Origin of the sequence: Pseudomonas shirazensis, from assembly GCF_014268785.2 — a bacterium.
In the GTDB taxonomy this organism is placed as follows: Bacteria; Pseudomonadota; Gammaproteobacteria; order Pseudomonadales; family Pseudomonadaceae; genus Aquipseudomonas; species Aquipseudomonas shirazensis.
On the sequence record NZ_JABWRD020000001.1, the window covers coordinates 1859631 to 1873023 of the forward strand.

Consider the following 13393-nt stretch of genomic DNA (forward strand, 5'->3'; position numbering starts at 1 on the left):
CCGCCAAGGCAGAGCAACTTCAGCTTAGCAGCGCCGCGCCCAGACGCCGTGCCGTCCAGCTACGCCGCTGCCGCAGTTGCCCGTGCATGCCACTATCTTGTGGCACCAGCTGCCATCTGATCGCACTCGCACCCTTTATTACCTGGGCTCAGCCCATTGTCGCGCCCCCTGTAACGCGCTAAGGTTCGGCCTCCCCGCTGCGAACAATCTGCTGCTGGGCCGCACGGGGATTGTTGGCGGCCGGCACCCGTGACCTGACGAGTAACACGATGGCTGATTTACCGATCGATGACCTAAACGTTGCCTCCAACGAGACCTTGATCACCCCTGATCAGCTCAAGAAGGAAATCCCTCTCAGCGCCAAGGCCCTGCAGACCGTTACTGCTGGCCGCGAAGTGGTGCGCAATATCCTCGACGGCAAGGACCACCGCCTGTTCGTGGTGATCGGCCCCTGCTCGATTCACGACATCAAAGCCGCCCACGAATACGCCGAGCGCCTCAAGGTGCTCGCTGCTGAAGTCTCCGACACCTTGTATTTGGTGATGCGCGTGTACTTCGAGAAGCCGCGTACCACTGTCGGCTGGAAAGGCCTGATCAACGACCCGTACCTGGATGACTCGTTCAAAATCCAGGATGGCCTGCACATTGGCCGCAAGCTGCTGCTGGACCTTGCGGAAATGGGCCTGCCAACGGCCACCGAAGCGCTCGACCCGATCTCGCCGCAGTACCTGCAGGATTTGATCAGCTGGTCAGCGATCGGCGCGCGCACCACCGAATCCCAGACCCACCGCGAAATGGCCTCGGGCCTGTCTTCGGCAGTCGGCTTCAAGAACGGCACCGATGGCGGCCTGACCGTGGCCATCAACGCCCTGCAGTCGGTCTCCAAGCCGCACCGCTTCCTTGGCATCAATCAGGAAGGAGGCGTGTCCATCGTCACCACCAAAGGCAATGCCTATGGTCACGTGGTGCTGCGTGGTGGCAATGGCAAGCCCAACTACGACTCGGTCAGCGTTGCGCTGTGCGAGCAGGATCTGGCCAAGGCCAAGATCAAGGCCAATATCATGGTCGACTGCAGCCACGCCAACTCCAACAAGGACCCGGCGCTGCAGCCACTGGTCATGGAAAACGTCGCCAACCAGATCCTTGAGGGCAACCAGTCGATCATCGGCCTGATGGTCGAGAGCCACCTGAACTGGGGCTGCCAGTCAATTCCCAAAGACCTCGCCGACCTGCAGTACGGTGTTTCGGTGACCGACTCGTGCATTGACTGGAGCGCGACCGAGAAGGCCGTGCGCAGCATGCACAGCAAGCTCAAGGATGTGCTGCCGCAGCGTAAACGCGGCTGACGCCAGACAGCAAAACGCCGGGCATTGCCCGGCGTTTTTGTGTCCGCAGTCAGCGACTCAAGCCTTGCTCGAGTGGCGCTGCTGACGTTCCATGTAGCGCTCGACATACGAGCAGGACGGGATGACCGTATAGCCCATCTGCTCGGCGTACTGCAGTGCCTGCTGGGTCAGCGCCGCTGCGATACCGCGACCGCGCAGGGCGTTGGGTACGAAGGTACGGTAGATATCCAGCGTTTGCTTACCCAGATCCATGTAGGTGAGGTAGGCACGATGACCGTCCACATTGGTCTCGAACTGATGACCGGCCTGGTCATGGTGGATGGTCAGCGCTTCGCTCATCACTACTCCTCGCAGGTCTCGTCGGCAGACCCATACCTTACCCGATTGATGTATCCGGCGGAGAAACTCTACGCCCCCTCATGCCCCCTTCGACCACAGGGTTACCTGCACGTTCGGCATTTCTGGCACCTACAAATAGTAGGCGCCCGTGGCAGGATTGCTCAAGTTTTCAGCGCGCTTAGTCAGCTATCAGCAAACAGCGGTACACACCGCTGGCTCACTCACAAGAGCATCCGGATGATGTTCTGGTATGACGCTGAAAGACCGCTGAAGTCACCTTTAGTTCAACAAAAAAGTTCTGGTGCTACAAGTGCTTGCATGCGCCGGCGGCCATATTGGGGAAAACCCCGAGGTGCGCCGCCAACCCCCTATAAAGCGGCATTTTTTTCACAGTTCTTGCGCTCCGTCAGTTTACTTACTACAAGTAATGGGTACTATGTACGCCGGCCAGTTTCTCTTTTTTGAGAGATGGCTCTTTTGACTAGAAGATCCTTGAAGGGGAACACGATGAACAACGTTCTGAAATTCTCTGCTCTCGCCCTGGCCGCTGTTCTGGCTACCGGTTGCAGCAGCGTATCCAAAGAAACCGAAGCTCGCCTGACTGCTACCGAAGACGCAGCCGCTCGCGCTCAAGCCCGTGCCGATGAAGCCTACCGTAAGGCTGACGACGCTCTGGCTGCTGCTCAGAAGGCTCAGCAAACTGCTGACGAAGCCAATGAGCGCGCTCTGCGTATGCTGGACAAAGCCAGCCGCAAGTAATAATCCTCACGGATTGTTGTGAAGCCGACCCACTCGTGGGTCGGCTTTTTTATTGCCCAGGTTTTTCCCTGGGAAAACAAAAAATCTCAGGCAACAAAAAGGCCTGCGCGCGGCAGGCCTTCGGGCAACGCATTGCGAGTTACTGCAGCTCTTCGGGAATGCTCGACACCATCGGTGCGCCAGCCTGCCCTGCCACCGGCACGGCAATTTCCACCGGCATGCCATCTTCGGCGGCGACAACATCGCGCACCATGTCCCAGTTCATGCGCAGGTTGTTGGCCAGGTCTTCGCGCTTGAGCAGAGCATTGATCACTGCGGTGTGCTTGTCGACCACCGACGGATCACCATGATCATCTAGCGGCGTGTGGGCTTCCAGATACACCTTGCCGGCACTAACACCGAACTTGTACGGCTCGTTGATGATGCGCACGGGCGTACCCACCGGAACCATCTTCGACAACTCAAGCACGTTGTTGTTGAACATGCGGAAGCAACCGTGGCTGGTGCGCATGCCAATGCCGAATTTCTTGTTGGAACCGTGGATCAGGTAACCCGGCACACCCAGGGTGAACTTGAACGGCCCAAGTGGGTTATCCGGCCCGGCCGGCACCACGGTTGGCAGAATGTCGCCATCGGCGGCATGCTCGGCGCGGATCGAGGCCGGCGGCGTCCAGGTCGGGTTCGGCGTCTTGGCGGTGATCTTGGTGTTGGCGATCGGCGAGCCCCAGCCTTCGCGACCGATACCCAGCGGGTAGGTATGCACCACGTTCTGCCCTTTCGGGTAGTAGTACAGGCGATATTCGGCCAGGTTGATCACCACCCCTTCACGGGGGCCAGGCGGCAGCACATAACGCGTAGGCAGGATGATCTCGGTGCCAGCGCCCGGCAGCCACGGATCGACACCAGGGTTGGCCGCGATCATCTCGAGGTAGCCGAGGTCGTTGGCGGTGCCGATGTCGGCGAAAGTGTCTTCGTACTTGGCTTTGATGGTCTGCACCTGGCCAACGACGTCCTCACCAGGCGGCGGCAGTGGCAGTTCCAGCGCGCAGGCGGGGCCCGCTACCAGCAGGGCAGCCAGGGTCAGGCGACGGGTGACGGCGGGAATGCGCGGCAACATCCGGGAAATCCTTCGAAGGTAGATCAAGACGGTCGATTGTACACCCGCCCCGGCGCAAGCGGGAGACGGGCAGTAGCTGCATACATTTCAGATGATGAAAGGCTGCTACGGTTCCACGCGGCCGTTCACAGCTGTGGCCAGACGGGACGAGTGCCGCGCCGCTGGGCATCGAGGATGGCCCGGCACAACGTACACAGGCGGTTATCGCGCTGGATCGAGCGCGGCACCACCGACCAGCGCGGCTGAGCCGGCAGTAAACCACCACACAGGGTGCGGTCTACCGGCGCGCCCAACTCAAGTTGGCGAGCTACCAGGTGCACGCGGACTTCCTGACACGCGAACAGGTCCAGCTGATCATCAGGCTCGATCAGTTGATAGGCATACAGGGACCAGGCAGGACGCGGCATCGGGGGGTCTCGAAACGGGGGGCGCAACATTATCCGAAAGCGGCCCCCGTTTAAAGCGTCACAGCAAGGGTTTTATCACCGGCCAGGCATTTTCCAGCAGACGCTCCTGCGCGGCCTGCGCCGGATGAATGCCATCTGCCTGCATCAGCTCGGGTACCCCGCCCACGCCTTCAAGAAAGAACGGCACCAACGGCACCTTTTTATCAGCGCCCAACTCTTCGAACACTTGGGCAAAGGCCGTGGTGTAGCGCAGGCCGTAATTGGGCGGCAAGCGCATGCCCAACAGCACCACCTTGGCCCCGCTGGCCTGGGAGCGCTCGATCATCGACGCAAGATTTTGTTTCAATTGCGCTGGGGGCTGCCCACGCAGGCCATCATTGCCGCCCAACTCGATGATCACCAGCTCTGGCTTATGCGCTGCAAGCAGCGCCGGCAGCCGCGCCTGACCACCTGCACTGGTATCGCCACTGATCGACGCATTGACCACTTTGGCATCGTTCCCCTGGGCCTCGAGCCGCTGCTGCAACAGGGAAACCCAACCCTGGCGGGTATCCAGGCCAAAACCGGCACTGATACTATCGCCGACAACCAGCAGTGTCCCCGCCGTCGCGCTCTGAGCCAGGCAACACAAGGCCAGACCCGCACTCAACCACCACGCTCGCATTGGATTCTCCATGGATCAAAGCATTCTCGTTGCGCAGAACCTTAGCAAAGTGGTCCCCAGCACGGAAGGCGACCTGACCATCCTGCACGCGCTGGACCTGGATCTGGCCAAAGGCGACAGCCTGGCCATCGTCGGTGCGTCCGGTTCGGGCAAATCCACCCTGCTCGGCTTGCTCGCCGGTCTCGACCGGCCCAGCGCAGGCAATGTAATCCTGGCCGGGCAGGATCTCGGTCCGCTGGATGAAGACCAGCGCGCGCGAGTACGGGCCGAGCACGTCGGCTTTGTGTTCCAGTCGTTTCAGTTGCTCGACAGCCTCAACGCCCTGGAGAACGTCATGCTGCCGCTGGAGCTCGATGGCCGTCGTGATGCCCGCGAGGTGGCACGCAGCCTGCTCGAGCGGGTCGGCCTGGGCCAGCGCCTGACCCACACCCCGCGCCAGCTCTCCGGCGGTGAACAGCAACGGGTGGCGATAGCGCGCGCGTTCGCCGCGCAGCCGGCGGTGCTGTTCGCCGACGAGCCAACCGGTAATCTCGACAGCCACACCGGCGAACGCATCAGCGACCTGCTGTTCGAACTGAACAAGGAGCGCGGCACCACCCTGGTGCTGGTCACCCATGACGAGCGTCTGGCCAAACGTTGCCGCCGCCTGATCCGCCTGGACGCTGGCCGTCTGGTCGCGCCCCTGGAGCCGTGATGAGACGATTGTCGTTGCTGCGCCTGTGCAGCCTGGCCCTGCGCCAGCTGCTGCGCGATGTTCGCGCCAGTGAAGTGCGCGTGCTGTTCTTCGCCCTGCTGGTGGCGGTGGCGGCAAGCACCGCCATCGGCTACTTCGGCGCTCGCCTCAACGGCGCCATGCAACTGCGCGCCAGCGAATTCCTCGGCGCCGACCTGGTCTTGCAAGGCAGCTCGGCGGCAACCGATCCGCAGCTCAGCGCCGGCACAGAGCTGGGCTTGCGCCATGCGCGGGTCGTGGAGTTCACCAGCGTGGTCGGCACCGATGCAGGTATCCAGCTGTCGAGCATCAAAGCCGCCGATGCCGCTTACCCTCTGCGCGGCGAACTGCGCAGCGCCGCCGCGCCGTTTGCCGAAGAACGCCCAGGCAGCAGCCCGGCGCCTGGCGAGGCCTGGGTCGAACCGCGCCTGCTGGTAGCCTTGGGCCTGGCCATGGGTGACAGCATCGACGTCGGCATGAAGAGCTTGCGCATCAGCCGGGTACTGACCTACGAGCCCGACCGCGCCAACAACTTCTACAGCCTGACGCCGCGGGTGCTGATCAACTTCGACGACTTGCAGGCCACTGGCGTGATCCAGCCTGGCAGCCGAGTGACCTACCGCGACCTGTGGCGTGGAGAGGCCGAGACGCTGAGCCGCTATCGCCAGACCGTGGAGCCAACCCTGGCGGCCAACCAGAGCCTGCGCGACACCCGCGATGGCAATCGTCAGATCGGCGGCGCACTGGGCAAGGCCGAGCGTTATCTGAACATGGCCAGCCTGGTCGCGGTGTTGCTCGCTGGGGTAGCGGTGGCGCTGTCGGCCAGCCGTTATGCCGCACGCCGCCTCGACGCCAGCGCACTGCTGCGCTGCCTGGGCCTGTCCAGGCGCCAGGCCTTGGGCCTGTACTGCGTACAACTGGCAGCCTTGGGCCTGGTCGCGGCATTGGCCGGGGCAGTTATTGGCTGGCTGGCACAGCTGGGCTTGTTCCGCCTGCTGGATGGACTGATGCCGAGCACCATCCCGCCGGGTGGCCTCACTCCAGCGTTGGCCGGTATCGCCACCGGGCTGGTGGCCCTGGCCGGCTTCGCCCTGCCGCCGCTGGCCGCGCTGGGCCGGGTGCCACCGCTGCGAGTATTGCGCCGTGACCTGCTGCCTGTGCCAGCCAGCAGTTGGCTGGTGTATGGCACAGCGCTGTTCGCCCTTGGCCTGATCATGTGGCGGCTGAGCCTGGACCTGTTGCTGACCTTTGCCCTGCTCGCTGGCGGCCTGATTGCCGCCCTGCTCCTCGGCGGCCTGCTCTTGCTCGGCCTGCGCAGTCTGCGCCGCTTGCTGGCCGGTGCGCCGCTGACCTGGCGACTGGGCCTTGGCCAGTTGCTGCGCCACCCGTTGGCCGCTGCTGGCCAGGCGCTGGCGTTCGGCCTGATCTTGCTGGCGATGGGCCTGGTCGCGCTGCTGCGGGCCGAGTTGCTGGACAACTGGCAAGCGCAGCTGCCAAAGGATGCGCCGAATCATTTCGCCCTGAATATCCTGCCGGATGACCGCGAGCCGTTCGCCCAGCGTCTGCGTGAAGCAAACGCCATTTCCGCGCCGTTGTACCCGGTCATCCCCGGCCGGCTGACCCATATCAACGATGAGCCGGTGCGCCAACTGGTGAGCAAGGAGTCCACCGGCGAACGCGCTGTGCAGCGCGACCTGAGCCTGACCTGGGCAGCCGATCTGCCGCAGGGTAATGCGCTGGTCAGCGGTGAGTGGTGGCAGGCTGCCCCAGCGAGTGACGGCATCCCGGGGGTATCGGTGGAAACCGAGCTGGCTGCCAGCCTGCACCTTAAACTCGGCGACCTGCTCAACTTCGACATCGCCGGCCAGCAACGCCAGGCCCGCGTCAGCAGCCTGCGCAGCGTGCACTGGGACAGCTTCCAGCCAAACTTCTACATGATCTTCCAGCCGGGCACCCTGCAAGGCCTGCCTACCACCTACCTGACCAGCTTCTATCTGGCCCCAGGACATGATCAGGAAGTGGTGGCGCTATCACGTGCGTTCCCGGCAGCCACCATTCTCCAGGTAGACGCCCTCCTCGAACAGCTGCGCAGCATCCTCGCCCAGGTCACCCTGGCGGTCGAATACGTGCTGCTGTTCGTGCTCGCAGCAGGCCTGGCAGTGCTGTTCGCCGGGCTGCAGGCCACCCTGGACGAGCGCATCCGCCAAGGCGCATTGCTGCGTGCACTGGGTGCCGGTCGGCCATTACTGGTGCGGGCGCGGCGGATCGAGTTCGGCCTGCTCGGCGCCGCCAGCGGTGTGCTCGCGGCAGTGGGCTGCGAGTTGATCAGCTGGGCGCTGTATCGCTACGCCTTCGATCTGCAGTGGAGCCCGCATCCGTGGCTGCTGTTGCTGCCATTGATTGGCGCCCTGCTAGTTGGCGGTGCTGGGGTGTTTGGTACTCGCCGGGCGCTGAATGCGAGCCCGCTGACAGTGCTGCGCGAGGGCTGACGCGAAGCGCTCGACACCCGGTGTGACCGAGGCCAGCCTTGCGTGCTAGCCTCGGCTCCGTGACTGTTGGGCGCCTGCCCAATTCTGTATTGAATTCGACGTTTGCACGCCTGGCAACGCTAGCCTGGTTTTGTGCAAGCAGTCAGCTCGACCGTGCATGGAGTCAGCATTGCCAACCAACATCATCACCCGCGCAGGCCACACTGCGCTGAAAGCAGAGCTGGATCATCTGTGGCAAACCTATCGCCCGGAAATCACGCAAAAGGTCGCGTGGGCGGCATCGCTTGGCGATCGCAGTGAAAACGCCGATTACCAGTACAACAAGAAGCTGCTGCGCGAAATCGACCGCAGAATCCGCTACCTGCGCAAGCGCCTGGAGGATATCCGCGTTGTCGACTACGCCCCCGAACAAGAGGGCAAGGTGTTCTTCGGTGCCTGGGTAGAAATTGACAACGAGGCCGGCGAGGTCAAACGCTTCAGAGTGGTCGGCTACGACGAAATTTACGGGCGCAATGACTACATCTCGATCGACTCGCCGATGGCGCGAGCACTGCTGAAGAAGTCGGAGGGGGATGAGGTGATCGTGCAGACACCGACCGGGGAAGCTGTGTGGTTTATTGCCAGTATCACGTATGAGGTGGGGTGACGATTTTGGGGCTGCTTTGCAGCCCTATCGCGACACAAGGCCGCTCCTACAGAGATCGCATCTGACCTGCCTAGCGCGGACTATGTAGCGGCCTTGTGTCGCGATAGGGCTGCGCAGCGGCCCCAAAATCTCGGCACACCGCTCACTCAACGCCGGGTAATCAACCCCTGCCGAGCAATCCGCGTCAAGTGACCAATCACCTCCCCCGCCTCTTCCGCCGTAGGCGATTGAATCACCGCCAGATCAAACCGGTCGCTGCCGTACTGCTTGAGCAAAGCACAGGTTTCAGCGAACTGAATGAGAAACGCGCGAGCCTGGCCCTTGCGCCGCGAAAAGCCGTCAAGGTGGCGCAACAAGGTAGGTTGGTGCTGGCCGCTGAGTAGAATGCGCGGGGTGCGCGATACCTGGCCGGCAGGCAGAGGGGTCAGGCAGACACTGGTACGTGGACAACTCATGGAGTAATTCTCCGCCTCGCGAATCCCGCTGGGCTGCGGTGGGAGGCGTCACCGAACCAGCGTTTTAGCGGTATTTCAGAGTGCCCTGACATGGGGCTGCCTCCTGCGCCCCGCAAGTAGCTGTTTAAATCGGCGCAAGGGTTATGCTAGAGCTACACGCGACAACTTACAAGCTGTACGTTTAGCCCTTGTGACAGCTAGATTGCTCAACGCCTGGCGACGCGCTCGAGGCTGGCGCGCTCGCGATTGAAGGCGAGGAAGTACTTGTTGACGCTGTTGACGAAATTGACCGGGCCCATGCCGACCTGCTCCATGGCAATGCGCTCGGTCTGGAAGAACCACTGATTGCCATTGAGCCCGCGCCTGCGCGCCTCTGCACGCATCGCCTGGACCCGCTCCGGGCCGAGGTTGTACGCCGCCAGCACAAACGCCATGCGCTCGCGCTCGTTGAGCTGAGGGCTGGCGAAAAACTTGCGACGGATCAACGCCAGATACCGCGCGCTGGCCTGGACATTGCCGTCCACGTTCGTCGTGTTGCTCACCCCTACCCGCTGCGCCGCCGACGGCGTGATCTGCATCAGCCCATGGGCGCCGCCAACGCCTCGCGCGGCGGGGTTAAGGGTGGATTCCTTGAACGCCAGCGCGGCCAGATTGAGCCAGTCGATCTGCTGCGCCTCGCCGTGCTTCTGCAACACCCCACGCACCGCCTGCAAGCGCTGACGCTCCTGGCGGGCCAGCGGATTGTGCACGCGGTACTGGCGCCGGTAGATACGCTCGAATGCGGCGTCCTGGTTTTCCGGGGCGCGGTAGCCGGCCAGAAAGCGGTCGACAGTTGCCAGCAACTGATCAGCGTCTTTACCGACGTACCAGCGCACAGCCTGCGGTTGGCCGATCTGTACCTTGCTGTCCGCACGCAGCCGCGGCATCACCCGGGCCCAGCGCAGCGCGATCGGCCGCTCTACAACAGTCAGGTGGTAAATGCCGGCCTGGACCATCTCCAGCACATCCTCGACCGCCAGCGTTGGGTCTACCCATTCGATCTTAATCGGTGCGCGCTTGCGCAATGCCAGTTGCTGATTGATAGCCTGGATCGCAGCGCCCGCACCGCTGGCGGTGGTCAAGGCGATGGTGCGCCCGGACAACTGCTCGACCCGACTGAAGCTGCGCTCGCCCTTGCGTCCAACCAGCAGCAAAGGCACGTTGTCGAGTACTGGCGCACTCACCCCGACGCCACTGACCTGGGCCGGGTCGAGCAGCTCGCCCGGCGCTGCCAGGTCACCTTCCCCGCGCTGCAAGGCGCCGAGCAGTTGCTCCTTGGCCCGCGGGATCAATTTGACTTGAATCAGATCACCCTGGCGTTCGCGGCCATTGAGAAAATGCTCCAGCGCGCGCAGCCGATGGTATTCGATGCCGACAGGCTCGCCCTTGATTTCCCCGGAGCTGTTGCGGCTCTGGTTGACCAGCACCCGCAGTACCTTGCTGCTGCGCACCTGCGCCAGATCGCGCGGCAGCTTGCTGGTTGAGCTGGCCTGCGCCGGCCCGGACACTGCCGCATGAGCGGCGGCCGCCATTAGCAGGCTGAACATCAGCGAAACAATCAGCAGGAATCGCTGCATCGGCAAACATGTCCATGGTGTGGGAAGAGGCCTCTGCGGCGGCGCCAGCAGAGACTGAAAGACCTTGGCAATCCATTGAAGTTCTTGGCTTTTTCGCGATGTTCGGGGGATTTGCTATGCTGGCCGCCCCGCAGCACGAGGTAGCACCATGCAACTGATCGATATCGGCGTCAACCTGACCAACAGCAGCTTCCACGGCAAAGAGGCTGACATCGTCGAGCGCGCGCAGCAGGCCGGCGTCGTGCAAATGGTCGTGACCGGTACCAGCCTGGAGGGCAGCGAACAGGCGCTGGAGCTGTGCCAGCAACTGGATGAACCGGGGCATCGACTGTTCACCACCGCTGGCGTACACCCTCACGATGCCAAGAGCTGGGGTGTCGACAGCGAGCGGCAACTGCGCCACCTGCTCGCTCAGCCTCGGGTAAAGGCAGTCGGCGAATGCGGCCTGGACTTCAATCGCGATTTCTCGCCACGGCTTGAGCAGGAGAAAGCCCTGCACGCACATCTGGCCCTGGCAGTAGAAACCCAGCTGCCGGTGTTTTTGCATGAGCGCGATGCCAGCGAGCGCCTGCTGGCGATCCTGAAGGACTACCGTGACCAGTTACCGGCCGCCGTGGTGCATTGCTTCACCGGCGAGCGCGCGGCGCTTTTCGCCTATCTCGATCTGGACCTGCACATCGGCATCACTGGCTGGATCTGTGACGAGCGCCGTGGCACCCACCTGCACCCCTTGGTCAGCAGCATCCCCGTGGGTCGACTGATGCTTGAAAGCGATGCACCGTACCTGCTGCCGCGCAGCTTGCGGCCGAAACCGAAAAGCGGTCGCAACGAGCCTGCGCTCTTGCCCGAGGTGCTGCGTGAGGTCGCCTTGCACCGCGGTGAAAGCCTGGAATACACGGCAAGGCACACCACCGAGTGCGCGCGCCAGTTCTTCGCCCTGCCGCCAGTAGAGGCATAAGCCGACCGGGATTCGTTGACACACATCAAGACCCACTCTGAAGCAATCGGAAACAATGATGGCACCTTGCCAATGCTGTTTCCGCTCAACTCAGAGAAGACCTATACGATGGGTGCCTGGCTTAGCAATATTTCCTTGAAGTACAAATTCTGGGCCGTCAACGCAGTGGCCTTTGTCACCACCCTGCTGCTGGTGCTGTACGCCGTGCAGCTCGAGCAGCAGGCCCGGGCCGAAGGTGCGCGAGCAACCGCCCAGGCGCAGGCTCGTCTGCTTGCGGCCTGGCCGGCCGGGCAAGCGCTGCCTGAACTGGCCAATCTGATCAACTGGCAAGCCGGGCAAACGCCAAGTTTCGCCGGCCAATCACTGCCCGCACTGAACAACGCCCAGGGCTGGGTCGAGCTGGCCAATCGCTCGCTATTGGGTGACAACCCGCTGCGCGGTGCTCAGGTCGTGAGCCATGGCCAACAGCAACTAGCGCTGCTGGCGCACTCGCCAAGCCTGCGCCAGGTGTTTATTGACCGCTTCGCCAATTACGCGGTGTGCGTGATGGTCCTGATGCTGGCCATGCTCGGTGCGTCGCAGCTGCTGATCCGCTTTCTGCTCAGCCAGCTCAACACGCTCAAGGACGTCATGCTCCACGTCGAGAAGACCGGCGACCTGTCGGCGCGTGTGCCGCTGGCCTGCGGCGATGAGGTCGGGCAAATGGCCGGCGCGTTCAACGCCATGCAGTCGACCTATCACCGGGTAGTCAGCACCGTAGCGCGCACTGCAGCACAGCTCGACTCCGGCGCAGCGCGCCTGGCAGCGAGCATGAGCGATGTGCGCCACGGCATGCTCGGCCAGCAAAGCGAGACCGACCAGGCAGCCACCGCCATCAACGAAATGACCGCGACTGTGCACCACATCGCCCAACATGCCGGTGCCACCCGTGATTTGTCGCAAACTGCGGACACTCTTGCCGGCAGCGGGCAGGCAGTCGTCGGTCGCGTGCAGGATTCGATTTCCGGGCTGTCCAGCGGCGTGCAGCAGACCGCTGAAATGATCCGCCAGCTGGCGGAAGACAGCCAGAAGATCAACGGCGTAGTTGGGGTGATTCATAGTATTGCCGAGCAAACCAATCTGCTTGCCCTGAACGCCGCCATCGAAGCGGCGCGGGCGGGCGATCTGGGCCGTGGTTTTGCCGTGGTCGCCGACGAGGTGCGCAACCTGGCCAAACGTGTGCAGAGCTCCACCGACGAAATCACCGACATGGTCTGCGCCCTGCAGTCCGGCACCCGCGACGCGGTGGAGTTCATGCAAGAGAGTTCATACAAGGCCGATGACTGCGTCAAGCAGGCCCGCGAGGCTGGTGAGTCGCTGGCGGAGATCACCAGCGCGGTTGCGCAGATGCGCGAGAGCAACACCCAGATTGCAGTGGCTGCCGAACAGCAAAGCCAGGTGGCCGAGGAAATGAACCGCGCGGTGGTGAGCATCCGCGATGTGACCGAGCAGACCGTGCAGCAGACCGTCGGCTCGGCGACCACCAGCAGCGAGCTGGCGACCCTCGCCGGTGAGCTGAACAAGGCGATCGGTCAGCTCAAGCTATAGGTACCATAGCCAGCCTCGATTGGCCGCAATGACCGTGCAGCACTAAGCTTTGGGCATGACTGTGAGGAAATGCCCATGAGCAAGCGCCTGTTCAACCTTCACCCCAGCCAATGGCGTGGCGAGCACCACGCCCACCGCCAACCGGCCGAGCTGGCACTGTTGCTGCTAGCCGTAGCGTTGGTCGTCCTTGGAGCATTGCTGGTCCTGTCCGGCGTGTTTGGAATGGACCTGAGCCAGATTGCGGTAGGCGTGATCGCCTTGATCGCCGGTCTGGGACTGCAACGCCACGGCTATCGTC

At 62.9% G+C, this 13393-nt stretch carries 13 protein-coding genes and 1 pseudogene; 8 read left to right on the forward strand and 6 right to left on the reverse strand.

Annotated features, from left to right (window positions below; genetic code table 11):
- Window positions 1-269: 269 nt before the first annotated feature.
- Complete coding sequence (locus tag HU736_RS08440; RefSeq protein ID WP_150569846.1) at window positions 270-1346, forward strand: 3-deoxy-7-phosphoheptulonate synthase; 1077 nt, start codon at window positions 270-272, stop codon at window positions 1344-1346.
- A 57-nt stretch (window positions 1347-1403) separates the two neighbouring features.
- Here the strand turns inward: HU736_RS08440 and HU736_RS08445 are convergent, their stop codons facing one another.
- Complete coding sequence (locus HU736_RS08445; protein WP_101321037.1) at window positions 1404-1685, reverse strand: GNAT family N-acetyltransferase; 282 nt, start codon at window positions 1683-1685, stop codon at window positions 1404-1406.
- A gap of 507 nt (window positions 1686-2192) precedes the next feature.
- Between HU736_RS08445 and oprI the strand changes: the two genes are divergently transcribed.
- Window positions 2193-2444, forward strand: a complete 252-nt coding sequence (gene oprI / locus HU736_RS08450; protein ID WP_003259780.1) for an outer membrane lipoprotei OprI — start codon at window positions 2193-2195, stop codon at window positions 2442-2444.
- A 139-nt stretch (window positions 2445-2583) separates the two neighbouring features.
- Here oprI and HU736_RS08455 read toward each other — a convergent pair whose 3' ends face one another.
- The 3 genes from HU736_RS08455 to HU736_RS08465 all read right to left on the reverse strand — a co-directional run bounded on the left by HU736_RS08455 (window position 2584) and on the right by HU736_RS08465 (window position 4632).
- On the reverse strand, window positions 2584-3561 hold the full coding sequence (locus tag HU736_RS08455) for a L,D-transpeptidase family protein (RefSeq protein WP_103437956.1): 978 nt from the start codon (window positions 3559-3561) through the stop codon (window positions 2584-2586).
- Window positions 3562-3686: 125 nt separating this feature from the next.
- Complete coding sequence (locus tag HU736_RS08460) at window positions 3687-3968, reverse strand: hypothetical protein (RefSeq protein ID WP_101321041.1); 282 nt, start codon at window positions 3966-3968, stop codon at window positions 3687-3689.
- A gap of 58 nt (window positions 3969-4026) precedes the next feature.
- Entirely contained in the window at window positions 4027-4632 is a 606-nt protein-coding gene (locus HU736_RS08465; RefSeq protein ID WP_178080780.1) for an arylesterase, read from the reverse strand.
- A gap of 10 nt (window positions 4633-4642) precedes the next feature.
- Between HU736_RS08465 and HU736_RS08470 the strand changes: the two genes are divergently transcribed.
- The 3 genes from HU736_RS08470 (at window position 4643) to greB (ending at window position 8479) form a co-directional block, all read left to right on the forward strand.
- Window positions 4643-5326 (forward strand): ABC transporter ATP-binding protein, encoded by a 684-nt coding sequence (locus HU736_RS08470; RefSeq protein WP_103437957.1) that lies wholly within the window; start codon window positions 4643-4645, stop codon window positions 5324-5326.
- Complete coding sequence (locus HU736_RS08475) at window positions 5326-7833, forward strand: ABC transporter permease (RefSeq protein WP_186699383.1); 2508 nt, start codon at window positions 5326-5328, stop codon at window positions 7831-7833. Before HU736_RS08470 ends, HU736_RS08475 begins: the two co-directional genes overlap by 1 nt.
- 169 nt (window positions 7834-8002) lie before the next feature.
- Complete coding sequence (gene greB / locus HU736_RS08480; RefSeq protein WP_103437959.1) at window positions 8003-8479, forward strand: transcription elongation factor GreB; 477 nt, start codon at window positions 8003-8005, stop codon at window positions 8477-8479.
- A gap of 146 nt (window positions 8480-8625) precedes the next feature.
- On the opposite strand, the gene HU736_RS08485 is transcribed toward greB, so the two are convergent.
- The gene (locus HU736_RS08485; protein WP_101321052.1) at window positions 8626-8934 is read right to left on the reverse strand and encodes a hypothetical protein; all 309 of its coding nucleotides are present in this window, start codon (window positions 8932-8934) and stop codon (window positions 8626-8628) included.
- A 206-nt stretch (window positions 8935-9140) separates the two neighbouring features.
- Window positions 9141-10550 (reverse strand): MltF family protein, encoded by a 1410-nt coding sequence (locus tag HU736_RS08490; protein WP_103437960.1) that lies wholly within the window; start codon window positions 10548-10550, stop codon window positions 9141-9143.
- Between the two features lie 148 nt (window positions 10551-10698).
- Between HU736_RS08490 and HU736_RS08495 the strand changes: the two genes are divergently transcribed.
- The 3 genes and pseudogenes from HU736_RS08495 to HU736_RS08505 all read left to right on the forward strand — a co-directional run.
- Window positions 10699-11508, forward strand: coding sequence for a TatD family hydrolase (locus HU736_RS08495; protein ID WP_186699385.1), 810 nt, complete (start codon window positions 10699-10701; stop codon window positions 11506-11508).
- A gap of 108 nt (window positions 11509-11616) precedes the next feature.
- Entirely contained in the window at window positions 11617-13095 is a 1479-nt protein-coding gene (locus HU736_RS08500) for a methyl-accepting chemotaxis protein (RefSeq protein ID WP_186699387.1), read from the forward strand.
- A gap of 75 nt (window positions 13096-13170) precedes the next feature.
- Window positions 13171-13392, forward strand: a pseudogene (locus HU736_RS08505) (terminase); the annotation flags it as partial.
- Between the last annotated feature and the right edge of the window lies 1 nt (window position 13393).